The organism is Microbacterium sp. NPDC055665 (assembly GCF_053618035.1).
Genome location: NZ_JBSHGY010000018.1, coordinates 1 through 26759, shown reverse-complemented (window position 1 = coordinate 26759; position 26759 = coordinate 1). Strand labels below are relative to the sequence as shown.

Genomic DNA, 26759 nt, shown 5'->3' with positions numbered 1-26759 from the left:
GACCACGACCTCTACGACGAGTACTACGTGCTCGGCGCGACCATCGCCCCCATGCCCACGGGCACCTCGATGTCGCTGCGTGATGCCCTCGCCCCCGGAAGAACCCGGCTGCCCTCCGCGGCAGGCCGGGCGGAAAGGACCTCCTCCAGGCGCTGCCCTGGATCGCCCCCGCACTCCTGCTCATCATCGGCGTGGTGTTCTTCCCCGCCGGGGTGATGTTCTTCAACTCGACGCGAGACATCTCCCTGTCGGGCCTCGACAAGGGATCGGTCGGCTTCGACAACTTCGTCACGGTCTTCACGTTCGCCGAGTTCTGGCCGATTTTCTTCCGCACGATCGTGTGGGTCGTGTCGGTCGTGCTGTTCACGGTCGTCATCTCGCTCGGCCTCGCGCAGATCCTCAACAAGGCGTTCCCCGGACGCCAGCTCGTGCGCATGGCCGTCATCGTGCCGTGGGCGGCATCCGTCGTCATGACGACGATGGTCTTCTACTACAGCCTCGAGCCGTACTTCGGGGTCTTCAACAAGTTCCTCTACGACATCGGCCTCTCGGACGACGCGGTCGGGTACGGCTGGACCAAGAACCCGACGACCGCCTTCATCTGGTCGATCGTGATCGCGATCTTCGTGTCGCTGCCGTTCACCACGTACACGATCCTCGCCGGGCTCCAGTCGGTTCCCGCCGACGCGATCGAGGCGGCGAAGATGGACGGCGCTGGACCGGCCCGCACCTACTGGTCGATCATCCTGCCGCAGCTGCGCAGCGCGCTGGCCGTCGCGGTGCTCATCAACATCATCAACGTGTTCAACTCGCTGCCGATCCTGAAGGTGATGACGGGGTCGATCCCCGGATACGGCGCCGACACGATCATGACCCTCATCTTCAAGTACATCGAGCTGCAGAAGAAGGTGGATGTCGCGAGCGCCCTCTCGGTGGTCGCGTTCCTCATCGTCATCGTGATCGTCGCGGCCTACGTGAAGATCGTCAAGCCCATGAAGGAGGTCTGATCGTGACCGTGACCGAGACCGCCCTCGTGACCACCGCCGGCGACGCCGCGGCACCCCGCATCCCTGGCCGCAAGCGCCGCTACACCGAGGACCAGGTGACGCTTCCCCGCGTCATCCTCCGCACGGTCGCTGGATGCCTGGTGCTCGCGATCTTCGTGCTGCCGTACCTGATCATGTTCTTCGGCTCCGTGAAGACCAAGCCGCAGATCCGGTCGGTCGACCCGACGTACCTGCCCACGGAGTGGCACTGGGAGAACTACATCACGATGTGGTCGACCCCCGAGACGCCCCTGCCGTACAACCTGATCTCGACGATCGTGATCGCCGTGTTCGCGACGCTGCTCGTGCTGCTGGTGTCGCTGCCGGCGGCGTACTACACGGCCCGGTTCAAGTTCCCCGGCCGCATGGTGTTCCTGTTCCTCGTGATCATCACGCAGATGCTGCAGCCCGCCGTGCTCACCTCGGGCCTGTTCCGACAGTTCACGGTGCTCGGCCTCGGCGACACCTGGATGGCGATGATCTTCATCAACGCCGCCTTCAACCTGTCGTTCGCGGTGTGGATCATGCACTCCTTCTTCGCGGGCATCCCGAAGGAGGTCGACGAGGCCGCGCAGATCGACGGCGCCGGGCGATTCACCGTGCTGTTCAAGATCAACCTGCCGCTCGTGTGGCCGGGCATCGTCACCGCGATCGTGTTCACGTTCGTCGCCTGCTGGAACGAGTTCGCGGCCTCCCTCGTGATCCTGTCGACCGACAAGAACCAGCCGCTGTCGGTCGCACTGACCAAGTTCGTCGGGCAGTACGAGACCAGCTGGCAGTACGTGTTCGGCGTCTCGATCGTCGCGATCCTGCCGGTGGTCATCCTGTTCATGCTCATCGAGAAGCGCCTGGTCGGCGGTCTGACCGCGGGCAGCGTCAAGTAGGCGGCCCGGGTCTCGTCCGCGGGGCCCGGGTCTCGTCCGCGGGCCCGGGTCTCGTCCGCGGGGCCCGCCGGGGTCTCGTCCGCGGCCCGATCACTTGTCGCACGGATGCACGGATGCAGGGCCGAAGCACGGCGTGTCGTCCTGCATCCGTGCATTCTCCCGACATCTGTACCGCCGCACGGGCAGGGGCAGGGCGCGGGCACGGGCACGGGAGCGGGCGCGGGAGCGGGAGCGGGCAGCATGGTAGACATCTGGAAAGCGACGAAGGAGTCCCATGCGCCATCCACATGCGGCGATCAGCCTCGCCTCCGCATCCGCCGTCCTCGCGGTGATGCTGGCCGGCTGCACCGTGGCCGAGCCCCAGGCCGCACCGACGCCGACACCGACGGTGGAGACCGTCGTGCAGGTGAGCACGAGCGGACCGGCGATCACGGGGACGGGACCGACCGACCCCTATCCGGGAGTCGACTTCCCGCTCCCCGACCATGCGCGGTCGGTGACGATCGACTTCGAGTGCGAGGGCGGCACGAACTTCCACATCGAGGTGGGCGACCCGATGGCGACCGGAGAGGCTGCGCTCGGCGGCACGTGCGACGGCATCACGTCGCTGACCTGGCCGGTCACCGAGTCCACAGCCCAGAAGCTGTTCGTGTGGACTCCCGACGATGTCGAGTGGACCGCGACCCCGCACTACTCCACCGCAGAGTTCATCCGCGACCAGGCGATCACGACCGAATGCGAGGCCTTCTCCTCGGTCTACAGCGCGTTCTCGAATGCCGATATCGGCTTCACCGGGTACCAGGCGTTCGACGAGGCGGAGTGGAAGCGTCGTGTCGATGCGGCTGCCGCCGAGCTCGAGGCGCTCGCCGACACCTCGGAAACCACCATGGCGGAGCCATTCGACGCCCTGCTCGCCTGGGTGCGCGGCGACGGCTACACCCCCGGAGCAGTGCTGCACGACACGAGCCTGATCGACCCGATCAGCGATACCTGCAACACGAACCACAGCCCACTGATCCTGATGGGCGAGTTCGGCGGCTGAGCATCCGTCAGCCACCGCCCGCCCGCGCATCCGCCGCACGTTCCGAAGGAGATCTCGCGGAATGAAGGACCGGATGCCCGATTCCGTCCTTCATAGCGTGAGAACTCCTTCAAGCCGCACGCTGGCAGGGCGGATGCTGGCAGGGCGGATGCTGGCAGGGCGGATGCTGGCAGGGCGGATGCTGGCAGGGCGGATGCTGGCAGGGCGGATGCTGGCAGGGCGGATGCCGGAGGTGGGCGCTGCCCTGGCAGGCCAGGCACGCTGACAGATCAGGTGCGAGGGACGGATGCTGCGCGCAGCTGCGCCGGACTCCAGCGCACTCCGAGCGCCGAGGTCAGTGCAGCCTGCGCGGCGCCGGCCGCGAGCGACACCCGAGGGTCGGCGTAGCGGACGGGGACCTGAACGGTGCCTCGCGCGGGATAGGCCGTCTCACGGCGCACGAGATCCAGGAAGCGGTCTCCGAGGACCACTGCGGGACCGCCGATCACCACCTCGGTCGGATCGAGCAGAGCGCTGATGAGCTTGACCGCCCTGGCGAGAGCCCGCGCACCGTCGTCGAGGTCCTCCTGGTCGGCCTGGGCGACGAGGGCACGGATCTCGGCGACGTCCATGGCGTCCGAGAACCCGTCGCCGAGCATCGCCCCCAGGGCGGCCGCCGACTCGAGGCAGCCGTGTTGGCCGCAGCGGCAGAGGCGGGCCGCGTCGCCGAACACCACCTGCACGTGGCCGATCTCCCCGGCGCGGTCGCGGGGGCCGGGCGCGAGCTCGCCGTTCAGCGTCACGGCTGCCCCCACACCGCCGCCGAGGTGGAGGAAGAGCCGGTATCCGGAGGGTGACTCGTCCATGCCTGCTTCGGCGATCGCCTCGGCGTCGACGTCGTTGATGAGCAGCACGGGCGCGCCGAGGATCCGCTCGAACCGCTCGGCGAGGGGCACTCCCTCCCACTTCAGCTGCACACTCTCCAGCACCGAACGACCGTCCGTCGTCCCCGGCAGCTGCACACTCGCGGCGAGCAGTCTCCCTCCGAACTCTCGGGCGACGGCCGCCAGCGCCTCGTCGAGCGAGCGGTCCCGGTCCTCGACGCTGTAGCTCACCCGCCGCGTCTCGATCTCCGTGCCGTCGAGCGCCACGAGGGCGATGTGCGCGTGGAGCGGCTGGATCACCAGCACCAGGATCAGGTGGTGGCTCGCATCGACGCTGAGGGTGGTCGCCCGTTTGCCGCCGGTGCTCGCGGCCTGCTCCCCCTCGACGATCAGCCGATCCTCGATGAGTTCGGCGACCAGCGATGACGCGGTGGCCGCGGTCAGCCCGGTCGACCTCGCGATGCCCGCCCGCGTCTGCGTGCCGGGGTTCCGGAAGACGAGCTGCAGCGCGCGGCGCAGGTTCGCACGCCGCACCGACGCCTGGGTGTCGAGGCTGTCATCCGCGTTGAGCATGTGTTCCCGATTCCGAGCTCGTCGGTCGCGAGCTGTTGACAGATCGTGGGCCGATCCGTAGTCTCTCCCTAAGTTTATTCATTGAACTTAGTTGGTCTTCCGACCTCCCAAGCTCCGGACGGGCGAGTGCTGCACACACCGTCGCCCGTCCGGCACCTCCTTCAGCGGCTCTCGGCCGCTTCGGTGTGGTGGCGGATGACCTCGGCCACCACGAAGTTGAACCACTTCTCGGCGAACTCCGGATCGAGATGGGCCTCTTCGGCGAGAGCCCGGAGCCGCGCGACCTGCTGCTCCTCACGATTCGGGTCGGACGCCGGCATCTCGTGCTCGGCCTTCAGGTGCCCGACCTGCTGAGTCGCGCGGAAGCGCTCGGCCAGCATGAAGATCAGTGCGGCGTCGATGTTGTCGATGGTGGCGCGAAGGCGGAGCAGTTCGGCCTTCGGGTCCTCGGCGGCGGTCATGCCCCTACTCTAGAGCCGCGGAACACCCGGATTTCGACCTGTCGCACCGCTATCGTGAGCACATGAACAACGAAGAGTCGCCTGCCTCCGCGCCCCTCGACGGTGCCGCACCGAGTAGCGCCGTCGACGACGACGCGGTGACGAGCGACACCACGGATTCTGCGCCCGCCCGACGCAGATCCGCTCCGGCATCCGAGGCCGCGTCGACCGAACCCTCCGTCGCGCCCCGTCCGGTCGTGATCGAGCCGACGACGCCGAGCCGCTCCTTCTGGACGCGCATCGACCGCCCCTTCGTGTTCGGCTTCCTGGTGACCCTCGGCGGCCTCGGTGCGATCGTGATCGGCCTCGCCCTCACGAGCCTGTCGACCGTGCTCATCTACATCGCCCTCGCGCTGTTCGGCGCGCTCGGCCTCGACCCCGCCGTCCGGTTCCTGGAGAGGCGCGGCGTCTCACGGGTGCTGTCGGTCGTGGTCGTGATCCTGAGCCTCATCGTCGTGGTGGCTCTCGTGCTGTGGATGATCCTCCCCGTCGTGATCGAACAGATCTCGAGCTTCGTCCGCTCGGCGCCCGGCATGATCCGGGAGTTCACCGGCAGCGACCTCTATGCGACCCTCGAAGCGCAGTTCGGCGATCAGTTCCAAGACCTCGTCGCCGAGGTGCAGGCCTTCCTCTCGGACTTCGGCAACCTGGCGACGATCGGCGGCGGCGCACTGGCCGTCGGAGCCTCGATCGCCACCGGCATCTCCGGCGCCATCATCGTCCTGGTCCTGACGCTGTACTTCCTCGCGTCGCTCCCCGCCATGAAGCAGGGGCTGCTGCGTCTCGTCCCGGCCCGCGACCGCGCTCGCGCCGGAGACATCACCGACCAGATCACCGACTCGGTGGGCGGATATGTGATGGGCATGGTCATCCTCGCGTTCTGCAATGCGACGCTGGCGTTCCTGCTCTACTTCTTCCTCGGCCTGCCGTTCCCGCCGCTGATGGCGGCGATCGCGTTCTGCGTCACCCTGATCCCCCTCGTGGGTTCGGTGCTGTTCTGGATCCTCGGCACCTGCCTGGCCCTGTTCAGCAACCCGATCGCCGCGCTCGTCTTCGCCGCGATCTACCTCGTCTACATGCAGATCGAGGCCTACGTGATCACCCCGCGCGTGATGAACCGCGCCGTCTCCGTCCCCGGCTCCCTCGTCGTGATCGGCGCCCTCGCGGGTGGCACGCTGCTCGGGCTCCTCGGCGCGCTCGTGGCCGTGCCGGTCACGGCATCCATCCTCATCATCATCAAGCAGGTCCTGGTACCGAAGCAGGACGCCCGAATCTGACCGTCGCCCCGCCCTGCCCCTCCCTGCGCCGCCCCCGACCTGCCCCTCGCTGTGACCGCCCCCGACCTGCCCCTCGCTGCGACCGCCCGAGCACAACTTCGGAGATTCGGACCGACACGCCGCTGCGGGCGGCGAACATCCGGCGCGTCCGGCGCGATCTCCGAAGCTGTGCCGATTCGGGAAGGACGGCAGGACGGCAGGACGACGGGACGACGGGACGACGGGACGACGGGACGACGGGACGACGGGACGACGAAGCGCCCGACCCCCTGAGGGGCCGGGCGCTTCTGTCGAGGTGACGACTCAGAGGTCGTTGTCCGCCAGCCACTGCTTGGCGATGTCGGATGCCGACTTCTGGTCGACCGTGCTCTGCACGTTCAGGGCGACGAGCTCTTCGGCGGTCAGCTTGGCGCTGATGGCGTTGATCACGTCGGCGGCCCCATCGGGCAGGTCGTCGGACACGATCGGCACGACGTTCGAGGCCAGGATGATGTTCTCCGGGTCTTCGAGCGCCACGATGTCCTCGGTCTGGAACGCCGGGTCTGCCGAGTAGATGTCGGCCACCTGGATCTCGCCCGCCAGCAGCGACTCGAGCGTGGTCGGGCCGGTCGCAGAGAAGGCGAGGTCGACGCCGTAGACCTCCTTGGCCGCGGCCGGGCCGTAGGGGCGCTGCTCGAATTCCGGCGCGGCGCCGATGGTGACCGGCGTGGTGACCTTGGAGAGGTCGGAGATCGAGGTGAGGCCGTTCTCGTCCGCGAAGCTCTTCAGCACCGTGTACGTGTCCTGGTCGGATGCCTCGGCGTAGTCGAGCGCGGTGAGCCCGTCGGGCAGCGCCTCCTTGAGTGCCTCATAGACGTCGTCGGGGCTGGTCGCGGTCGCGTCCTTGTCGAGGTACTCGAGCAGGTTGCCCGTGTACTCCGGGAAGACGTCGATCGCGCCGGACTCGACATCGGGCATGTACGCGTCGCGCTGTCCGATGTTGAACTCCTCCTTGACCGTGAAGTCGGCGCCCTCGAGCGCCTGCGAGTAGATCTCGGCGATGATCTCGTTCGAGTAGTACGCCTGCGAGCCGATGACGATGGTCTCGTCGCCGGAGCCTGCGTCGTCGGTCGGAGCGTCGAGCGGGTTGCTGTTGGTGCAGCCGGCGAGGACGAGCGCCGCGGCGAGCGAGACGCCACCGGCGAGGGCGAGTCGTGACTTACGTGCTGTGAACATGGGACTTCCTCTTCTCTGGGACAACGGGATGGATGCTGTGGGTCGGTGTCAGGCGGGGGCGGTAGCCGCGGCCTTGAGGGCGGTGCGCGATCGACGCTTGCGCGGTGCGGCTCGCACGCCCGCGGGGACGGCGGCGTGCTGGAGGAGCGCGAAGACCAGGTCGACGGCGAGCGCGAGGACGGCGACGAGGATCGCCCCGCCGAGCACCTGATCGAACCTGCGCAGGGGGATGCCCTGGATGATCGGCCAGCCGAGACCGCCGAGGTTCACGTAGGCGGCGATCGTCACAGTGGCGATCACCTGGAGGAGGGCGGAGCGGATGCCGCCTACGAGGAGCGGCAGACCGAGCGGCACCTCGACCTTCCAGAACACCTGCCATTCGGTCATCCCCATGGAGCGCGCCGAGTCGAGCACCCGTCGGTCGATGGCCTCGAGGCCCGTGTAGGCGCCCGCGAGGAGCGACGGGATCGCGAGCAGGACGAACGTGATGATCGCGGCTTCGGGGATGCGGAGCACACCGAGCAGCAGCACCAGGAGCACCAGAAGGCCGAACGACGGGATCGCCCGCGCCGCACCGGAGACCGCGACGGCGAACTCCCGTCCTCGTCCGGTGTGCCCGATGAGCCAGCCGATCGGAACGGCGATGACCGCGGCGATCACCACCGAGATCAGCGTGTAGTACATGTGCTGTCCGAACAGGATGGGCAGCGAGTACGGCCCCTCCCACCGGTCGGGGGAGAAGAGCCAGGCGAGGGCGTCGGTGAACACGTTCATGCGGCGGCCCCGATGCTCACGGCCCGACGAGCGGCCGACGGAGTCTTCGACGCGCGCGTCCACGGCATCAGCGCGCGCCCCAGCAGCAGGAGCAGCAGGTCGATCACGAGCGCGATCACCACGACCGCGACGACACCGGCGAACACCTCGGCGAGGATGCGGCGCTGCAGGCCGTTCTCGAACAGGTAGCCGAGGTTGGTGACGCCCACGAGGATGCCGACCGTGGCGAGCGAGATCGTGCTGACGGCAGCCACCCGGAGCCCGGCGAGGACCACGGGCCCCGCGAGCGGGAAGTCGACCGTCCAGAACCGTCGGAAACCGCCGTAGCCCATCGCCGTGGCGGATTGGCGGATCGCGGGGTCGACGGAGTCGAGGCCGTCGGAGACCGCCCGCACCAGGATCGCGATCGCGTAGATGGTGAGGCCGATGATGAGGTTGATGGGGTCGCGAGCCGGGTAGCCCGCCACAGACGGCAGGAGGATCAGCAGCGCGAGCGACGGGATCGTGTAGAGCAGTCCGGTGAGGACGATGACCGGCCCCTTCACCAGCTGGTAACGCCAGGCCAACCACCCGAGCGGCACGGACAGCACGAAGCCGAGCACGATCGCGATCGCGCTCTGCTGCAGGTGGATCACGGTCAGCTCGAGGATGAGGCCGAGATTGTCGACGACCCAGTTCACGGAGCGCCCTTCGTCGCGCTCTCCTCACTCAGGAGCGCATCGGTGACTGCATCCGGCACGTCGATGATCGAACCCTGCGTGCGTCCCTCGGAGTCGACCACCACGGTTCCGCGCGGCGTCTGCTTGAGGTGCAGCGCCCGCTTGCCGCGGTCGGCGCCGATGAACGCGGCCACGAAGTCGTCGGCCGGGTTCTCGATGATCTCGCTCGGGCTGCCCACCTGCACGATGCGCGCGCCCTTGTCGAGGATGACGACCTGGTCGCCGAGCAGGAAGGCCTCGTCGATGTCGTGCGTGACGAACACGACCGTCTTGTCGAGCTCGTGCTGGAGGCGGATGGTCTCCTGCTGCAGGTCGGCTCGGACGATGGGGTCGACCGCGCCGAACGGCTCGTCCATGAGCAGGATGTTCGGGTCGGCGGCGAGCCCGCGGGCCACGCCGACGCGCTGCTGCTGACCGCCGGAGAGCTGGCTCGGGTACCGGTCGGCGAGCGCCTGGTCGAGCCCGACCGTGTCGAGCAGCTCGCGCGCCCGCTGGTGCGCCGCGGCCTTCTTCACGCCGGTGAGCCGCAACACGGTGGCCACGTTGTCGATCACCGTGAAATGCGGCATGAGTCCGGAGTTCTGCATGACGTAGCCGATGCGCCGACGCAGGGCGACCGGGTCGCCGTGGAGCACGCTCTCGCCGTCGATCTCGACATCGCCGGAGGTCGGCTCGACCATGCGGTTGATCATCCGCAGCAGGGTGGTCTTGCCGCAGCCGGAGGAACCGACGAACACGGTGGTCTTGCGCGACGGCAGCACCAGGCTGAAGTCGTCGACGGCGAGCGCGCCGCCGGGGAACCGCTTTGTGACATTGCGGAACTCGATCATGGGCTGGTCTCCAGTCGGTCGATCGATGCGAGGGCAGGCAGGACTACGGGCCGACCTCGACGCGGGGGTCGAAGGCCACGTATCCCGAGAAGTCCTTGCCGACGCGATCGAAGGCCGAGGGGTAGGGGTTCGGGTACGACCACGCGTAGTCGGTGTGGAGCTCGCCCTCGGTCTGCACGGAGAAGTACTGCGCGGCACCCTTCCACGGACAGGTGTAGGGCGTGGGGCTCTCGACGAGCGCGCCGGGCGCGACGGATGCGGGCGGGAAGTACCAGTTGCCCTCGATGCGGACGAGTTCGCTCTCGTCGGCCTCGGCGATGACGGTTCCTGCGAGTACAGCCTTCATGGTCCTGCCTCCTCGGATGTGGGTTCGAGCGTATAAGAAGGTGGCGACATCGGCCCGGCGGGTTGCGCGCGGGCCGTCAATGTGGGAAACAATCCGGATGCTGTTCGGCGCCCTCCCTCGATCGGATTGCCGCCGTGGGGATCAGGCCGAATCGCGTCCGTAGCCCTCCAGGAGGCGCAGCCAGATCTCGCTGACGGTCGGGTACGACGGCACCGCGTGCCAGAGGCGGGCGATGGGCACTTCGCCCACGATCGCCACCGTCGCGGCGTGCACGAGCTCCGCCACCTCGGGTCCGACGAACGTCGCACCCACCACGATGTCGCGCTCGGTGTCGATCACGAGGCGCGCCTGTCCCTCGAAGCCGTCTTCGTACAGGCTCGCGCCGGCGACCCAGCCCAGGTCGTGGTCGACGGCCTTCACGGCCTTCCCGGCGTCGCGCGCGGCGGCCTCGGTGAGTCCGACCGAGGCGACCTCGGGGATCGAGAACGTGACCTGCGGGACAGCGGCCTGATCGGCCGTGGCGACGTGCCGGCCCCACGGCGCGTCATCGACGTCGTCACCCTTCGCGCGGGCGACGATCACATCGCCGACGGCGCGCGCCTGATACTTGCCCTGGTGGGTGAGCAGCACGCGTCCGTTCACGTCCCCGACCGCGTACAGCCAGTCGGAGCCGGGCACACGGAGCGTGTCGTCCGTTGCGATCCAGCGACCCGGTTCGAGGCCGACGACCTCGAGCCCGATGTCTCCGCTACGGGGCGAGCGCCCGGTCGCGGCGAGCACCTCGGTCGCGGTGATCTCCTCACCGCCGTCGAGGGTGATGGTGACGCCGCTGCCGTCGCGGCGGACCGACGTGGTGCCGGTTCCGGTGCGCACATCCACGCCGAGCTCCTTCAGCCCCGCGGCCACCCGCTCGCCCGCGAAGGGCTCCATCCCGCCGAGCAGCCCGCTGCGCGCGATCACGGTCACGGTCGAGCCGAGTGCGGCGTACGCGGTCGCCATCTCGACGGCCACCACGCCTCCGCCGATCACGGCCAGGCTCTCCGGCAGCTCCTCGGCGCTGGTCGCTTCGCGGCTCGTCCACGGGGAGGCCTCGCGCAGTCCGTCGATGGGCGGGATCACCGCATCCGATCCGGTGCTGATCGCGACCGCGTGCCGGGCGCGGAGTACACGCTCGACGCCATCGGCATCCGTCACCGTCACCTCGCGCTCGCCCGTGAGTCGGCCGTGGCCGCGGGCCAGGTCGATGCCGGCCGAGTCGAGCCACTTCACCTGCCCGTTGTCGGACCAATTGCTGGTGAACGAGTCACGGCGGTCGAACACGGCCCGCACGTCGAGCTTGCCGGTCACCGCCTGCGAGGCCCCCGCCACGTGCTGCGCCGCGCGGAGGGCCTGCGCCGAACGGAGCAGCGCCTTCGAGGGCATGCACGCCCAGTAGGAGCATTCGCCTCCGACGAGCTCGCTCTCCACGATGATCGCGGTGAGGCCGCCCTGCACGGCACGGTCGGCCACGTTCTCGCCGACCGGCCCTCCGCCCAGAACGATCAGGTCGTATTCGTCGGTCTTCTCCGCAGCGGTCATGCGTCGCACCCTCTCGTCGGCCGGTTCCGTCGTCCGGTTCCGTCGCCCAGTCTCGCTCAAGAGCAACGTCGAGTCACGGGTGAGTTGTTCCCGTCACCTCCTGGCGGAGTGCCCGGGACCGGCGTCGGCGCGCCCCGAGGATGAGCATCGAACCGACCAGCATGAGAACCGCCGCGAAGCCCGCGGGGCCCGCGAGCGCCTGCCCGCCGGTGGTCGAGAGCCCCGACGGGGCAGGCGGAGCCGGCGGCGCAGGAACCTCGAACTCCGCCCAGACCTCACCGCTGACCTCGCCCGTCAGCGTGACGCGGTGCGTGCCGGGTTCGATGTCGGCGGGCAGGACGAAGGTGAAGGTCACGGTTCCCATCTCATCGGCCGTGAGCGTACCCAGATCGACGGGCGTCGATGTCAGGAGCCCGCTGACACGCTCCCCCGGGAGGAAGCCGCGCCCGATCGCCACCTGCGTGTCGCCGGGAGAGGCGACGTCGCGCTGCAACTCGATGCTCGGTCCGCCGACGCGCACCGAGGCGGGGTCGGACGCGTTGCCGGCGTCGTCCGTCGCGACCGCCACCACGACCGTCCCCGGGGGGATCGGGGTGGCCGGTGTGCAGGAGAAGTCCCCGTTGCTGTCCGCCACCGCGGTGCACAGCACGTTGCCGCCGGTGTCGCTGATGATCACCGTCGAACCGGGCTCGGACGTTCCCGAGATCGTCTCTCCATCCGTGGGCGCGAGCACCGGGGGCGGGGGAGGCGTGCGGTCCACCGTGATGTCGACGGGCTCCGACTCCGGGCTGGTGTTTCCCGAAGGATCGGTCTGCGTGGCGATCAGCTCGGTCTCCCCCTCCGGCAGAGGCGAGGACGGGAAGCACGTCCACGTGCCGTCGACTGCCACGACGGCACTGCACACCTCATTTCCGTCGCCATCGGCAACGGTGACCGTCGCGCCGGGTTCGCCGGTTCCCGAGATCACGGGAACACCCGGAACCGTTCCGCCGTCGGCGGGGCCGGTGATGACCGGCGCGGCCGGGGCCGCAGTGTCCACAGCGGTGACGAGGGCGGTCGCCGTCGCGGTCACTCCGTTCACGAGGAAGCCGATCGTCGCCACTCCGCTCGTGGTCGACGTCAGGCTCGCGGAATACGTCCCGTCGCCGTTGTCGACGACGGCACTCAGTGTGCCGAGTGTGGTCGTGAGGGCCACGGTGTCGCCTCCAACGCTCAGCGCGTTGCCCGACGCGTCGAAGAGCTGCACAGTGATCGTCGACGCGGCGACGCCGTCGTTCTCGATCGTGGACGGTGCGGCGGCGATCGTCGAGGTGGCGGGATCGGCCGCGCCGACGGTGAACTCGACGCTCGCGGTGGCGCCGCCGGCCGCGCCGGCGACCGTGAAGCTCAGTGTCGCGGTTCCCACCGTCTCGGCAGACACCAGAGTCGCCGTGTAGCTGCCGTCGCCGTTGTCGACGGGTGCGCCGACCGTGCCGGCATCCGTCTGGATGGCCACCTCGGCACCGCCGCTCGGCACGCGATTGCCCTGGGCGTCGAAGAGCGTCACCGTCACGGCGGAGGTGCTGACGCCGTCAGCGGTGATCGAAGTCGGCGCCGCGGTGATCGTCGAAGTTCCGGCATCCGGAGCGCCCGCAACGAAAGTCACGGCAGCCGTATCGCTCGCGCCGGCACCGGAGATCGTGAAGCTGATCGTCGCCGTGCCGGCGAGGGTGGCCGAGGTCAGGGTCGCGGCGTAGGTGCCGTCGCCGTTGTCGGTCACTCCGGAGAGGACACCGGCCGTGGTCGTCATCCCGACGACGGGCCCGGCGTCCGGCACGGGGTTGCCGTTGCCGTCACGCAGGGTGACGGTGACCGTGGACGTGCTGGTTCCGTCCGCGGTGATCGTGGCGGGGCTCGCCGCGATCTCCGACGTCGTCGTCGAGGGCACGCCGGCGACGAAGGCGACGGTCGCCGTCTGGGTGCCTGTCGTGCCGTTGAGAGAGAACCCGATGATCGCCGCCGGCGGCGTGGTGGATGTCGGCGACGTGTAGGTCGCCGTGTACGTGCCGTCTCCGTTGTCGGTGACGGCGCCCACGGTGCCCACGTCGACGGTGAGCGCGACCGTTCCGCCGGATGTACCGGTCGCGTTGCCGTTCGCGTCGAGAAGGGTCACGGTGACGGTCGACGTGCTGGAGCCGTCTGCGGGGATGATCCCCGGCGATGCCGTGATCGTCGAGGTCGACGGATCGGCGGGCCCGGGCGTGAAGGCGACGGTCGCCGTGTTCGGGCTCGGGTCACCCGCGACCGTGAAGCTGACCACCGCGGTCCCCACCGCGGTGGTCGAGGTGAGAACGGCCGTGTAGGTGCCGTCCGCATTGTCGGTCACGCTCCCAAGCGTGCCCGCGTCTGTGGCCATCGTGACCGTTCCCCCCGAAGCGGTGAGGGGATTGCCGTTGGCGTCGACCAGCACGACGGTGATCGTCGAGGTGCTGGTGCCGTCTGCCGTGATCGATGTCGGCGATGCCGAGATGGTGGACTCCGTCGCGTCTGCTGCACCAGCCGTGAACGCCACGATCGCCACATTCGGGCTCGTCTCACCGTCGACCGTGAAACCGACCGTTGCGGAACCGGCGGCCGTCGGGGAAGTGAGTGTCGCGGACCAGGTGCCGTCACCGTTGTCGACGGTCGCCCCCACCGTTCCTGCGCTCGTCGTGATCGCGATGTCCGCGCCGGTCGTGACGGGGTTGCCCTGCGCGTCGCGCGCGGTGACGGTGATCGTCGAGGTGCTCGTGCCGTCGGCCGTGATCGACGGCGGGTCGGCGGCGATCGTCGAGGTCACGGGGCTCGCCGAGCCCGCGGTGAACTGCACCGAGGCGGTGTCGTCTGCGGGAGCCCCGGCGATGGTGAACGAGATCGTCGCGGAGCCGGCCGCGGTCGCCGACGTCAGCACGGCCGTGTACGTCCCGTCGCCGTTGTCGGTCACCGCCGCGAGGGTACCGGCTGTGGTGGACAGACCGACCACGTCGCCCGCATCCGCGACGACGTTGCCGTTCGCATCGAGGAGGGTGACGGTCACGGTCGAGGTGCTGGTGCCGTTCGCGGTGATCGAGGTCGGCGACGCGGTGATCGTCGAGGTGCCGACATCGGCCGCATCGGCGACGAACGCGACGGTCGCGGTGGCATCGGCGTCGTCGCCGTCGATCGTGAACGAGATCGTGGCGCTGCCGACCGTCGTCGCCGACGTCAGGACGGCGGAGTACGTGCCATCACCGTTGTCGGTCACACCCGAGAGGGTTCCCGCGGTCGTCGACAGCGCGACGACATCGCCGGCGTCGGCGACGACGTTCCCGCTCGCGTCCAGCAACGACACCGTGATCGTCGATGTGGTCGAGCCATCGGCCGTGATCGACGTCGGCGCGGCCACGATCGTCGACGTACCGACGTCCGCTGCACCCGCGACGAACGCCACGGTGGCGGTCGCGTCCGCATCGGCATCATCGATCGTGAACGAGATCGTCGCGCTCCCCACCGCGGAGGCCGATGTCAGCACGGCCGTGTAGGTGCCGTCGCCGTTGTCGGTCACCGCGGACAGCGTGCCGGCCGTGGTGGACAGACCGACGACGTCGCCCGCATCCGCGACGACGTTACCGTTCGCATCGAGCAGCGTGACGGTCACGGTCGAGGTGCTGGTGCCGTTCGCGGTGATCGAGGTCGGCGACGCGGTGATCGTCGAGGTGCCGACGTCCGCTGCACCCGCGACGAACGCGACGGTCGCGGTGGCATCGGCGTCGTCGCCGTCGATCGTGAACGAGATCGTGGCGCTGCCGACCGTCGTCGCCGACGTCAGGGTGGCGGTGTACGTGCCGTCGCCGTTGTCGGTCACCGCGGACAGCGTGCCGGCCGTGGTGGACAGACCGACGACGTCGCCCGCATCCGCGACGACGTTGCCGTTCGCATCGAGGAGGGTGACGGTCACGGTCGAGGTGCTGGTGCCGTTCGCGGTGATCGAGGTCGGCGACGCGGTGATCGTCGACGTGCCGACATCGGCCGCACCGGCGACGAACGCGACGGTGGCGGTGGCGTCCGCCTCGGCATCATCGATCGTGAACGAGACGGTCGCGGAACCCACCGTCGTCGCCGACGTCAGGGTGGCGGAGTACGTTCCATCGCCGTTGTCCGTCACAGCGGACAGGGTGCCCGCGGTGGTGGACAGACCCACCACATCTCCGGCATCCGCGACGACGTTGCCGTTCGCATCGAGCAGGGTGACGGTCACGGTCGAGGTGCTGGTCCCGTCGGCGGTGATCGACGTCGGGGACGCGACGATCGTCGACGTACCGGTGTCCGCCGCACCCGCGACGAACGCGACCGTGGCGGTGGCGTCCGCATCCGCGTCATCGATCGTGAACGAGACGATCGCGGAACCCACCGTCGTCGCCGACGTCAGGGTGGCGGTGTACGTGCCGTCGCCGTTGTCCGTCACCGCGGACAGCGTGCCCGCGGTGGTGGACAGACCGACCACGTCGCCCGCATCCGCGACGACGTTCCCGTTCGCATCCAACAGACTCACCGTCACGGTCGAGGTGCTCGAGCCGTCGGCGGTGATCGAGGTCGGCGACGCGGTGATCGTCGACGTACCGGTGTCCGCCGCACCGGCGACGAATGCCACCGTGGCGGTGGCGTCCGCATCCGCGTCATCGATCGTGAACGAGACCGTCGCGCTGCCGACCGTCGTCGGCGACGTGAGCTCCGCCGTGTAGGTGCCGTCGCCGTTGTCGGTCACACCCGAGAGCGTGCCGGCGGTCGTGGACAGTGCGACGACATCGCCGGCGTCCGCGACCACGTTGCCGTTCGCATCCAGGAGGGTGACGGTGATCGTCGAGGTGCTGGTCCCGTCAGCCGTGATGGATGTCGGGGAGGCGGTGATCGTCGAGGTGCCGACGTCCGCCGCACCGGCGACGAACGCCACCGACGCCGTGGCGTCCGCATCGTCGCCGTCGATCGTGAACGAGACCGTGGCACTGCCGACCGTCGCCGCCGACGTCAAAGTGGCGGTGTACGTGCCGTCGCCGTTGTCGGTCACCGCGGACAGCGTGCCGGCCGTGGTCGCCAGATCGACGACGTCACCGGCATCCGCGACGGCGTTGCCCTCAGCGTCCCGCAGCGTCACCGTCACGGTCGACGTACTCGTGCCGTCGGCCGTGATCGACGCCGGGGAGGCCCCGATGGTCGAGGTACCGAGGTCGGCGGAGCCGGCGACGAACGCCACCGTCGCGGTCGCCGTCGCATCATCGTCGTCGATCGTGAACGAGATCGTGGCGCTGCCGACCGTCGTCGCCGACGTGAGCTCCGCCGAGTAGGTTCCGTCGCCGTTGTCGGTCACGGCCGAGAGCGTGCCCACCGTGGTCGCCAGGTCGACGACATCGCCCGCATCCGTGACGACGTTCCCGTTCGCATCGAGCAGGGTGACGGTCACGGTCGAGGTGCTCGTGCCGTTCGCGGTGATCGAGGTCGGCGACGCGGCGATCGTCGACGTGTCCACGTCCGCCGCACCGGGGACGAACGCCACCGTCGCGGTCGCGTCCGCATCGACATCGTCGATCGTGAACGAGACCGTCGCGCTGCCCGCCGCGGTCGCCGACGTCAGCACGGCCGTGTAGGTGCCGTCGCCGTTGTCGGTCACACCCGAGAGCGTCCCGGCCGTCGTCGACAGTGCGACGACGCCGCCGGCGTCAGCGACGACGTTGCCGTTCGCATCGAGCAGGGTGACGGTGATCGTCGACGTGCTGGTCCCGTCGGCGGTGATCGAGGTCGGCGACGCGGCGATCGTCGACGTGCCGACATCCGCCGTACCGGCGACGAATGCGACGGTCGCGGTGGCGTCCGCATCCGCATCGTCGATCGTGAACGAGACCGTCGCCGAACCGACCGTCGTCGCCGACGTCAGCGTGGCCGTATACGTGCCGTCGCCGTTGTCGGTCACGACCGAAAGGGTGCCGGCCGTCGTCGACAGAGCCACCACATCGCCCGCATCCGCCACGACGTTGCCGTTCGCATCGAGCAGCGCGACGGTGATCGTCGATGTACTCGTGCCGTCCGCGGTGATCGAGGTCGGAGAGGCGGCGATGGTCGACGTACCGGTGTCCGCCGCACCGGCGACGAATGCCACGGTCGCCGTGGCGTCCGCATCCGCATCGTCGATCGTGAACGACACCGTCGCACTCCCGACCACGGTCGCCGATGTCAAGGTGGCGCTGTAGGTCCCGTCGCCGTTGTCGGTCACACCCGACAACGTGCCGGCCGTGGTCGCCAGATCGACGACATCGCCCGCATCCGCGACCACGTTCCCGTTCGCATCGAGCAGGGTGACGGTGATCGTGGACGTACTCGAGCCATCCGCGGTGATCGATGTCGGCGACGCGGCGATCGTCGACGTACCGACATCCGCCGCACCGGCGACGAACGCCACCGACGCCGTCGCGTCCGCATCGGCATCATCGATCGTGAACGAGACCGTCGCACTGCCCGCCGCGGTCGCCGACGTCAGCACGGCCGTGTAGGTGCCGTCGCCGTTGTCGGTCACACCCGAGAGCGTCCCGGCGGTCGTAGACAGTGCGACGACGCCGCCGGCGTCCGCGACGACGTTGCCGTTCGCATCGAGCAGAGCGACGGTGATCGTCGACGTGCTGGTCCCGTCCGCGGTGATCGAGGTCGGCGACGCGGCGATCGTCGACGTGCCGACATCCGCCGTACCGGCGACGAATGCGACGGTCGCCGTGGCATCCGCATCCGCATCGTCGATCGTGAACGAGACCGTCGCCGAACCGACCGTCGTCGCCGACGTCAAGGTGGCCGTGTAGGTGCCATCGCCGTTGTCGGTCACGCCCGAGAGCGTCCCGGCCGTGGTGGACAGATCCACCACATCGCCCGCATCCGCGACGACGTTGCCGTTGGCATCCAGCAGGGTGACCGTGATCGTCGACGTCGTCGAGCCGTCCGCGGTGATCGAGGTCGGAGAGGCGACGATGGTCGACGTGCCCACGTCCGCCGCACCGGCGACGAACGCCACCGACGCGGTCGCGTCCGCATCCGCGTCGTCGATCGTGAACGAGATCGTCGCACTACCCGCCGCAGTCGCCGACGTCAGCGTCGCCGTATACGTGCCATCGCCGTTATCCGAAACAGCCGAGAGCGTTCCTGCCGTGGTCGCCAGGTCGACGACATCGCCCGCATCGGCGACCACGTTCCCGTTCGCATCGAGCAGGGTGACGGTGATCGTCGACGTACTCGAGCCATCCGCGGTGATCGATGTCGGCGAGGCGGCGATCGTCGACGTACCGACATCCGCCGCACCGGCGACGAACGCCACCGTGGCGGTCGCGTCCGCATCCGCGTCATCGATCGTGAACGAGACCGTCGCGCTGCCGACCGTCGTCGGCGACGTCAGCGTGGCCGTGTACGTGCCGTCGCCGTTGTCCGTGACGGCCGAAAGGGTGCCGGCCGTCGTCGACAGCTCCACCACCTCGCCCGCATCAGCGACGACATTGCCGTTCGCATCGAGCAAGGTCACCGTGATCGTCGACGTACTCGTGCCGTCCGCCGTGATCGACGTCGGAGACGCCACGATCGTCGACGTGCCCACATCCGCCGCACCGGCGACGAAAGTGACCGACGCGGTGCCCGCGCCCGCCGTATCGTCGAGCTCGAACCCGATCGTGGATGTTCCCGCGACGAGAGAACTCAGGGTCGCCGTGTACGTGCCGTCGCCGACGTCGGTGACGGCACCGAGCGTGCCGACACCCGCGGTGACCGACATCGTCACATCGGCTCCGGTCGTTCCCGTGGCATTGCCGTACTCATCGCGGAGCGTGACCGTGACCGTCGACACACTCGTGCCGTCGGCCGTGACACTCGTGGGCGCCGCCACGATGGTGGAGTCCGCTGCGGTCGGCACGCCGGGAGTGAAGACGACGGCGTCGGTGTCGGTCGCGGGCGCGGAGTCGAGGGTGAATCCGACCGTGGCTGTGCCCGTGAGAGTGGACGAGAGGGTCGCCGTGTACGTGCCGTCGCCGTTGTCCGTGACGGGCGCACTGATCGTGCCGAGGTCCGTCGTCATCACCACGGTGTGCCCGGCGCCGGCGCTGCCGAGGGCGTTGCCGTTGACGTCGCGCACGGTCACCGTGACCAGAGTGGAATCGCCCGCGGTCAGAGTCGGTGAGGCCGCAGCGATCGTCGACCCGGTGGAGGATGCCGCGCCCGGTGCGAAGGTCACCGTGGCGGTACCCGTGCCCGGAACCCCGTTGACGGTGAACCCGAGGGTCGCCGAACCCGCGGTGGTCGGCGAGGTCAGGGTGGCCGAATAGGTGCCGTCTCCGTGGTCGAGAACTCCGCCGAGAGTTCCTCCACCGGCGTTCTTGACGATGGTGACCGTGTCCCCGCCATCGACGATGGGTTGTCCGTTCGCGTCACGAAGCGTGACCGTGACGGTCGAGGTCGTGACGCCGTCAGCCGTGATCGTCGGCGGCGCCGCGGCGATCGTCGAGTCTCCGGGATCGGCGACCCTCACGCCGAAGGTGAGGAACTCACCGCTCGCAGGCGTGGGGATCGTCCCGACGTAGTACCCGCTCTGGAGCGTGAGCGGTGTGGTCGTCACCGGTCCGCCGAAGGTGGCACTCGCTCCGCTCACGGCGTAGAGAGTGCGCGCATTGGCCGGCAGCGTGACCCCCGATGCGGGGACCCGCACCGAGACCTGGGCCGGGCTGCTCCCCGCGGTCTGCACGCGCCACACACGCGCCATCCGGTCGGTCACGCCTGCCGTGGCAGGGGTCGTGATCGCCGTGGAACCGTTGTCGTCGCCGATCGTCACCGAGGCGAGGTCGGTCAGCGCGGTGGTCGGGGCCGTCGGCGTGATCGTGCCGGTGAAGTCATAAGCGCCCGCCGCCAGGGTCACGGGCAGAGTCGTGCTCGTGGACGCCTGCGACACACGCTGGTCGAAGTCCGACACGGAGTCCCGCGCGATCACCGTGACGTTGTTCTGGTAGGCGACCGGCGCGCTCCAATACGTCGTTCCGGCGGAGTTCACCGATGCCACCGAGGTGTTCCCACCGGGTGCGTTGTCGACGTCGCCGAGGGTCGTTCCGTACTTCGCGGCGAGATAGGACTGGATGCGCGCGTTGGCGGCCGCATCATCGTTCGGTGCACCGGCGACCCCGATCACCTCGGCGATCGTGCCGCGGAAGGGTCCCGCCCCGGTGTTGATCAGTGCGCCGATCGCCAACGGCGCGGCGGTGTCATCCATGGTGCTGGTGAAGTTCCCGCCGTTCACCCCGGCCAACCAACCGGACGACCCGTTCGCGACGCCCTGGTTGTAGTAGATGCGGATCAGCTTGGGGCCGGGGGCCGTGCCTCCCGTGATGCCGCCCACCGGGGCATAGGCCTGACCCGATGCTCCTTGCAGCACTCCACCGTTGTTGTAGGCCATCCACCGGTCGAAGCTCGCGCCGTTCGGGACACCGTCGTCAGAGCTGAGGATGAAGCCGCTGCGGGTCGCATCGGGAACGGCCACGGCCCAGTACGAATACTTCCCCTTGCCCGCCGTCGTGTACGACGTGTCGATGTTCGACGCGAACCATCGAGACGTGGTCCCGTCGAAGAAGCGGAGGGAGGGGTTGAAGTTGGGCCCGGCGACGTTGTACGTCGGACGATTCGCGGCAGTCGTCTGGGAGATGGTGTTGGCGGGAACCGCTTGATCCGTCCAGGTCTGCACGGGAGTCCCGGTGGCGGACGCGCCTGTCCCCCGGTCGGCGCGCAGCCAGAAATCGGTGCCCGTCGTTCCCCCGGGAGTTGCAGCGGCCGGAACGGCTGTGACCGCCCACAAGCTCGCGGCGACCAGCGCCGTGACCAGGACGGACGCACTCGCCCTGCCGAGACCTCGCTTCGAACCGAACATGGTGAGCCCTCCTCGGGTCACCCACGCTGGCGACCGCTAACCTTCAGGTTGCTGTTTCCTGAAAGCCGCCCCCACACCGACCCCCGACGGCGGGATCCCCGAGAGGCAGCCTTCAACGAACTGCCGTGACGGAGGTCTTCGTCCTCAGTATGCACTTTTCCACCGGAATGGGAAGCCCTGCGCATCACATTCGGCGGGGATCATGTCACGGGACCAAAGTCCGTCGGGTAACACGCTACCTTACGACCGAGGGGTTTCGGTAGCCTCTTCTTCGTGGCCCCGCACCCCGCCGCTCGCTGTGAAGCCCCGTCAGACGGCGGGTGCGAGCGGGCGACGATCGGCGAATGCCCGCGGATACGCACGCCGCAGTGCGACGACGATCACCGTGGCGGCCGCGACCTTGATCAGGTCTCCGGGCAGGAAGACGAGGCTCGACAGCGCGGTGAGGTCGAGCGGGACTCCGGTGCCGATGGCCTGCACCGGGATGCCGAACGCGTACACGACGACGACCCCGCCGACGAGGGCGGCCAGGGCCGCACGCCACCAGGCGAAGCGCCCTGTGCGCATGATGAGACCGATCACGATCACCCCGGCGATCCAGCCGATCATGTAGCCCACGGTCGGCCCGACGAAGACGCCGAGACCACCGCGGCCTCCGGCCAGCACCGGGAGCCCGACTGCGGCGAGCGCCAGCACGAGGGCGATCGACCACGGAGCGATCCTCGGTCCGAGCACGAGGCCGGCCAGCATGACGCCGAGCGTCTGCCCCGTGATCGGCACCCCGCCCGGCAGCGGGACGACGACCGTCCCGAGCACGATGATGAGGGCGGCGAACACAGCCACTCGTCCGAGGGTGGCACTGGTGTCTGGGGTCGAAGCGGTCATCGCTCATCCTTCCTGAACGGTGTTCACTTGAACACCGTTCATCAGAGTAGGGATGCTGCGACTCCGACGCAAATCCCGGCGGCAGCGGCCGCGCCGGGATCACCCCACCGGCGTCTTCTCTGCGCGCGACTCGTCGTCGACCGCATCCGCCCCACCCGCCCGGCTGCGGATCCGCGGCGCGAGGAGCGCCGCCGCACCCGCGACCGCCGCGGCCAGCACGAACACCCCGAGGAACGGATCCCCGGCCGCAAGCGCCGTGAACAGCGTGCCCGTGACGGCGAGGGCGAGGGCACTCCCGAACGAGTCGGCGACCGTCATCGCCCCGCTGTTGAATCCCTGACTCTCCGGCGTCGACATCGCGAGCGTGAGCGCGCTGGTGCGCGGGCTCATCAGCCCCATCCCGAGCCCGGCGATGACCCAGGCGACCGCGACCATGAGGGCGTCCCACGCGAAGCCCGCCGTCACCACCGTCAGCACGATGCCGACCAGCACGAGGATGGTCCCCACCTGCACGGCCGTCATGCTCGATAGTCGAGCACCCATCCGCCCCTGGACCGTGGCGGCCACGGACCAGGCGAGTGCCCCACCGGTCAGCGAGAGGCCCGCGAGCGTCGGTGAGAGCTCGTAGCGATCGGTCAGCAGGTACGGCAGATAGACCTGCGCCCCGAAGAACGCGGCAGCCGCGACGCCGCGGACGAGGATGACCGACGGCAGGCCGCGGCGTGCCCGAAGCGTTCCGCGGGGGACCAGCGGCCGCACCGCGATCAGAGCGACCACCACCGCTGCGGCCGCCAGCACCGGTCCCACGCCGGGAATGTCGCCGACCAGGTTCAACGCGAGCACGGCCGCCGCCGCCAGCACCGACCAGCCGAGTCGCCCGAAGGCCCACGGCGTCGTCGCATCCCCCTCGTTCGAGAGACCCCGGAGCGCGGGGATCACCATCAGCAGCGCCACGAGCACGAGGATCACCACGCCGAGGAAGACCCAGTGCCAGCTCCAGAGCTCGGTCACCGCCCCCGCGACCGTCGGGCCGATGAGGGAGGGGATGACCCAGGCCGCCGCGAACCCGGCGAAGATCGCCGGGTGGAGCTCCTGCGGGTAGACGCGGGCGACCACGACATACAGCGCCACCATGAGCCCGCCGCTGCCGAGGCCCTGCGCGAACCTGCCGGCGACGAGGACCTCCATGCTGGGCGCGAGCCCCGCGACGAGCAGGCCGACGACGAACATCGCCACGGCCGTGTAGAGCGGGGCCACCGGGCCGTGTCGATCGGCCCAGTTCCCGGCGATCACCATGCCGATCACGCCGGTCGCGAGGGGCCCGGCGAACGCGAGCGCGTACAGCCGCTCGCCACCGAGGTCGGCGCTCACCGTCGGCATCACGGTGGTGACGGCCAGCGATTCGAACGCCCCGAGGAACACCAGGGCGCACGCGCCGATGGTGATCCAGACGTACTGGCTGTTCAGGATCCGCGGGGCGGCCGCGGCGGGCGCGGGCGTATGCCCGGTCTCTGTGGTCATGAAGACGACGCTAGAACCTCAAGTGAAGTTGAGGTCAAGCGCGGGTTTCGCGATGCGACGGCGGCTGGTCAGCGCACCGGCAGGAAGTGCGTCGGCGTCGGGACCTGGGCCTCATGACGGATGCCGAGGGGCGCGCCCGTGCGCTCGTCGAGGTCGAGCAGCGTGATCGTGTCGGAGCGCTGCCCGGCGACGAGCAGCTTGCCCTCGTGCACCAGGTGGTGGCGCGGCCAGTCCACGCCCGAATCGGCGAGCGCGACCGACTCGAGAGCCTCGCCCCCGCCGCGCACGCGCAGCGCCGCGATGGTGTTGCTGCCGCGCAGGGCCGTGTAGAGGAAGTTCCCGTCGCGGGTGCGGGCGAGCTCCGCCGGGAAGTCCGTTCCCACCTCGGCGATCGGGCTCGACAGGGTCACCGACACGACACTCCACGTGCCGTTCGCCGCCCGAGCGAGCGTGAACACTTCGCACGAATACTCCGTCACGACGTGCAGGTGTCCGCTGGGGTGCAGGACCATGTGCCGCGGCCCGGTGCCGAGGGGCAGCACGACCTCGTGGTCGAGAGTCAGACCGGCGCCGCTCTGCCGCCAGAACCGGACGAGGTCGAAACCGAGGTCGGTCGTGGCGATGCGGCCGTCGGGGAGGAACACCGCGGCGTGGGCATGCGAGACGCGGTCGCCACCCACCGCGTACGGGTCGATCGCCGCGACGCCGTCGCCGGGCGGGGTCGCGGCCGGTGCATCCAGGTCGACATCGTCGCCGAACAGGGCCGCGCGGAGCGCTGCCGCAGCATCCGGCTTCGCGGGCAGGATGCGACCCTCCGGATCGAGGTCGAACCGCACCACACGACCGTCGCCGTAGCAGCTGGCGACCAGCGCCGAGCCGTTCGGGGAGACGGCCACGTGACAGACGCTCTCGCCGACCGCCGCAGGCGCACCCAGCGGGGCGAGCTCCCCTTCACCGCTGCGGACGAACGCCTGCACGGCGGCGTTGCCTTCGAGCGACGCGTAGACGACGTCGAGGGTCGGATGCTGCGCCAGCCACGACGGCGACGGTGTCTGCGCGACCGCACCGCGGTAGGCGAGCGTCGAGGCCTCACGGCCCTCATCCCCCGCGAGCAGGCCGATGCCCTCGGCCGATCCATCCATGTCGGCGCCGTAGCCACCGAGCCAGAATCGCGTCATGGAGCGTCGGGTCAGTCGAGCAGGCCGTGGCGGACGACGACCTGATCGCGCTCGGGGCCGACCCCGATCACCGAGATGCGGGTGTTGCTCATCTTCTCGAGCGCCAGCACGTAGTCCTGCGCGTTCTTCGGCAGGTCCTCGAAGGTGCGTGCGACCGAGATGTCTTCGTTCCAGCCGGGGAAGTACTCCAGGATCGGCTTCGCGTGGTGGAAGTCGGTCTGGTTGACCGGCACCTCGTCGAACCGCTCGCCGTCGACGTCGTAGGCCACGCACACCGGGATCTGCTCGAGGCCGGTGAGGATGTCGAGCTTGGTGAGCACGAGGTCGGTGATGCCGTTGATGCGCGTGGCGTAGCGCGTGATGGGCGCGTCGTACCAGCCGACCCGGCGCGGACGGCCGGTGGTGGTGCCGAACTCGAAGCCCTGCTTGCGCAGCCACTCGCCCTGCTCATCGAACAGCTCGGTCGGGAACGGGCCCGAGCCGACGCGGGTCGTGTATGCCTTGACGATGCCGACGATGCGGTCGAGCGCACCGGGTCCGACGCCCGCGCCGGTCGCCGCGCCCCCGGCCGTGGCCGACGACGACGTCACGAAGGGGTAGGTGCCGTGGTCGATGTCGAGCATGGTGGCCTGGCCGCCCTCGAACACCACGACCTCGCCGCGCTCGAGCGCCTGGGCGATCAGGTAGCCGGTGTCGGCGACCATCGGCCGCAGCCGCTCTGCGTAGGACAGCAGGTCTTCGACGACCTCGTCGGCGGTGATGGCGCGACGGTTGAAGATCTTCACCAGCAGGTGGTTCTTCTGGTCGAGTGCGCCCTCGACCTTCTGACGCAGGATGTTCTCGTCGAACAGGTCCTGCACACGGATGCCGACGCGGTTGATCTTGTCGGCGTATGCCGGACCGATGCCGCGACCGGTCGTGCCGATCATGCGCTTGCCGAGGAAGCGCTCGGTGACCTTGTCGAGCGTGCGGTGGTACTGCGTGATGATGTGCGCGTTGGCGCTGACCTTGAGCCGCGACACGTCGATGCCGCGAGCGGAGAGCGCCTCGAGCTCGAAGAACAGGACCTCGAGGTCGACCACCACGCCGTTGCCGATCACGGGCGTCACGCCGGGCGAGAGGATGCCGGAGGGCAACAGGTGCAGGGCATACTTCTCGTCGCCGACGACGACGGTGTGCCCGGCGTTGTTGCCGCCGTTGAACTTCACCACCCAGTCGGTGCGCTCACCGAGAAGATCGGTGGCCTTGCCCTTTCCTTCGTCGCCCCACTGCACGCCGACGATAACGATTCCTGGCATGGGTATCCCCCTGGCTTTCGCCGGGTTCGCACCGGCCGATGAGCTGGCCCTCTTCGGGCGGTCCCATCCTATCGAAGGGTTCCGGTGCGCCCTTTCGGCGGGTTCCGGTCGCAGCCTGCGGGTTCCGGTCGCAGCCTGCGGGTTCCGGTCGCAGCCTGCGGGTTCCGGTCGCAGCCTGCGCGTTCCGGTCGCAGCCTGCGCGTTCCGGTCGCAGCCTGCGCGTTCCGGTCGCAGCCTGCGCGTTCCGGTCGCAGCCTGCGCGTTCCGGTCGCACTTCGTGCCGCCCGGAGTCGGAACGGGCG

The 26759-nt window shown here is 69.3% G+C and carries 18 protein-coding genes; 5 read left to right on the top strand and 13 right to left on the bottom strand.

Annotated elements, in window-relative coordinates; all coding sequences use genetic code 11:
* Positions 1-194: 194 nt before the first annotated feature.
* From ACWGO6_RS19020 to ACWGO6_RS19005, 4 genes are all read left to right on the top strand, one after another.
* Complete coding sequence (locus ACWGO6_RS19020; protein ID WP_452327670.1) at positions 195-1007, top strand: carbohydrate ABC transporter permease; 813 nt, start codon at positions 195-197, stop codon at positions 1005-1007.
* 2 nt (positions 1008-1009) lie between these two features.
* Positions 1010-1930: a carbohydrate ABC transporter permease gene (locus ACWGO6_RS19015; protein WP_452327669.1), complete on the top strand. Its 921-nt coding sequence runs from the start codon at positions 1010-1012 to the stop codon at positions 1928-1930.
* 274 nt (positions 1931-2204) lie between these two features.
* Positions 2205-2972 carry a hypothetical protein gene (locus ACWGO6_RS19010; protein WP_452327668.1) on the top strand — a complete coding sequence of 256 codons (768 nt, stop codon included), beginning with the start codon at positions 2205-2207 and terminating at the stop codon, positions 2970-2972.
* 97 nt (positions 2973-3069) lie between these two features.
* Entirely contained in the window at positions 3070-3237 is a 168-nt protein-coding gene (locus tag ACWGO6_RS19005; protein ID WP_452327667.1) for a hypothetical protein, read from the top strand.
* Positions 3238-3241: 4 nt separating this feature from the next.
* Here ACWGO6_RS19005 and ACWGO6_RS19000 read toward each other — a convergent pair whose 3' ends face one another.
* Together ACWGO6_RS19000 and ACWGO6_RS18995 are read right to left on the bottom strand one after the other, a co-directional pair.
* Entirely contained in the window at positions 3242-4408 is a 1167-nt protein-coding gene (locus ACWGO6_RS19000; protein WP_452327666.1) for an ROK family protein, read from the bottom strand.
* A gap of 161 nt (positions 4409-4569) precedes the next feature.
* On the bottom strand, positions 4570-4869 hold the full coding sequence (locus tag ACWGO6_RS18995; RefSeq protein ID WP_021200128.1) for a chorismate mutase: 300 nt from the start codon (positions 4867-4869) through the stop codon (positions 4570-4572).
* Between the two features lie 62 nt (positions 4870-4931).
* Here ACWGO6_RS18995 and ACWGO6_RS18990 point away from each other — a divergent pair, with 62 nt between their 5' ends.
* On the top strand, positions 4932-6185 hold the full coding sequence (locus ACWGO6_RS18990; RefSeq protein WP_452327665.1) for an AI-2E family transporter: 1254 nt from the start codon (positions 4932-4934) through the stop codon (positions 6183-6185).
* A 303-nt stretch (positions 6186-6488) separates the two neighbouring features.
* On the opposite strand, the gene ACWGO6_RS18985 is transcribed toward ACWGO6_RS18990, so the two are convergent.
* From ACWGO6_RS18985 to ACWGO6_RS18935, 11 genes are all read right to left on the bottom strand, one after another.
* Entirely contained in the window at positions 6489-7400 is a 912-nt protein-coding gene (locus ACWGO6_RS18985; RefSeq protein WP_136041281.1) for an ABC transporter substrate-binding protein, read from the bottom strand.
* A gap of 48 nt (positions 7401-7448) precedes the next feature.
* On the bottom strand, positions 7449-8174 hold the full coding sequence (locus tag ACWGO6_RS18980; RefSeq protein ID WP_452327664.1) for an ABC transporter permease: 726 nt from the start codon (positions 8172-8174) through the stop codon (positions 7449-7451).
* Positions 8171-8854, bottom strand: coding sequence for an ABC transporter permease (locus ACWGO6_RS18975; RefSeq protein WP_136041279.1), 684 nt, complete (start codon positions 8852-8854; stop codon positions 8171-8173). Before ACWGO6_RS18975 ends, ACWGO6_RS18980 begins: the two co-directional genes overlap by 4 nt.
* The gene (locus ACWGO6_RS18970; protein ID WP_136041278.1) at positions 8851-9723 is read right to left on the bottom strand and encodes an ABC transporter ATP-binding protein; all 873 of its coding nucleotides are present in this window, start codon (positions 9721-9723) and stop codon (positions 8851-8853) included. The genes ACWGO6_RS18975 and ACWGO6_RS18970 overlap by 4 nt, the downstream gene beginning before the upstream one ends.
* A gap of 43 nt (positions 9724-9766) precedes the next feature.
* Positions 9767-10069, bottom strand: a complete 303-nt coding sequence (locus ACWGO6_RS18965; RefSeq protein WP_136041277.1) for a DUF427 domain-containing protein — start codon at positions 10067-10069, stop codon at positions 9767-9769.
* A 141-nt stretch (positions 10070-10210) separates the two neighbouring features.
* Positions 10211-11647 carry a dihydrolipoyl dehydrogenase family protein gene (locus ACWGO6_RS18960; protein ID WP_452327663.1) on the bottom strand — a complete coding sequence of 479 codons (1437 nt, stop codon included), beginning with the start codon at positions 11645-11647 and terminating at the stop codon, positions 10211-10213.
* Positions 11648-11720: 73 nt separating this feature from the next.
* Positions 11721-21575, bottom strand: a complete 9855-nt coding sequence (locus tag ACWGO6_RS18955; protein ID WP_452327662.1) for an invasin domain 3-containing protein — start codon at positions 21573-21575, stop codon at positions 11721-11723.
* Between the two features lie 309 nt (positions 21576-21884).
* A complete protein-coding gene (locus tag ACWGO6_RS18950) occupies positions 21885-22460 on the bottom strand; it encodes a biotin transporter BioY (RefSeq protein ID WP_452327661.1) in 576 nt (191 codons plus the stop codon).
* 99 nt (positions 22461-22559) lie between these two features.
* Complete coding sequence (locus ACWGO6_RS18945; protein ID WP_452327660.1) at positions 22560-23981, bottom strand: MFS transporter; 1422 nt, start codon at positions 23979-23981, stop codon at positions 22560-22562.
* A gap of 68 nt (positions 23982-24049) precedes the next feature.
* A complete protein-coding gene (locus ACWGO6_RS18940; protein ID WP_452327659.1) occupies positions 24050-25159 on the bottom strand; it encodes a lactonase family protein in 1110 nt (369 codons plus the stop codon).
* Positions 25160-25170: 11 nt separating this feature from the next.
* Positions 25171-26457 (bottom strand): adenylosuccinate synthase, encoded by a 1287-nt coding sequence (locus ACWGO6_RS18935; RefSeq protein WP_452327658.1) that lies wholly within the window; start codon positions 26455-26457, stop codon positions 25171-25173.
* Positions 26458-26759 lie beyond the last annotated feature (302 nt).

Excerpts from the sequence above, each read along its gene's own strand:
- ACWGO6_RS19010 (WP_452327668.1), top strand. The coding sequence starts at position 2,205 with ATGCGCCATCCACATGCGGCGATCAGCCTCGCCTCCGCATCCGCCGTC.
- ACWGO6_RS19000 (WP_452327666.1), bottom strand. The coding sequence starts at position 4,408 with ATGCTCAACGCGGATGACAGCCTCGACACCCAGGCGTCGGTGCGGCGT.
- ACWGO6_RS18995 (WP_021200128.1), bottom strand. The coding sequence starts at position 4,869 with ATGACCGCCGCCGAGGACCCGAAGGCCGAACTGCTCCGCCTTCGCGCC.
- ACWGO6_RS18990 (WP_452327665.1), top strand. The coding sequence starts at position 4,932 with ATGAACAACGAAGAGTCGCCTGCCTCCGCGCCCCTCGACGGTGCCGCA.
- ACWGO6_RS18985 (WP_136041281.1), bottom strand. The coding sequence starts at position 7,400 with ATGTTCACAGCACGTAAGTCACGACTCGCCCTCGCCGGTGGCGTCTCG.
- ACWGO6_RS18980 (WP_452327664.1), bottom strand. The coding sequence starts at position 8,174 with ATGAACGTGTTCACCGACGCCCTCGCCTGGCTCTTCTCCCCCGACCGG.
- ACWGO6_RS18970 (WP_136041278.1), bottom strand. The coding sequence starts at position 9,723 with ATGATCGAGTTCCGCAATGTCACAAAGCGGTTCCCCGGCGGCGCGCTC.
- ACWGO6_RS18965 (WP_136041277.1), bottom strand. The coding sequence starts at position 10,069 with ATGAAGGCTGTACTCGCAGGAACCGTCATCGCCGAGGCCGACGAGAGC.
- ACWGO6_RS18960 (WP_452327663.1), bottom strand. The coding sequence starts at position 11,647 with ATGACCGCTGCGGAGAAGACCGACGAATACGACCTGATCGTTCTGGGC.
- ACWGO6_RS18955 (WP_452327662.1), bottom strand. The coding sequence starts at position 21,575 with ATGTTCGGTTCGAAGCGAGGTCTCGGCAGGGCGAGTGCGTCCGTCCTG.
- ACWGO6_RS18950 (WP_452327661.1), bottom strand. The coding sequence starts at position 22,460 with ATGACCGCTTCGACCCCAGACACCAGTGCCACCCTCGGACGAGTGGCT.
- ACWGO6_RS18945 (WP_452327660.1), bottom strand. The coding sequence starts at position 23,981 with ATGACCACAGAGACCGGGCATACGCCCGCGCCCGCCGCGGCCGCCCCG.
- ACWGO6_RS18940 (WP_452327659.1), bottom strand. The coding sequence starts at position 25,159 with ATGACGCGATTCTGGCTCGGTGGCTACGGCGCCGACATGGATGGATCG.
- ACWGO6_RS18935 (WP_452327658.1), bottom strand. The coding sequence starts at position 26,457 with ATGCCAGGAATCGTTATCGTCGGCGTGCAGTGGGGCGACGAAGGAAAG.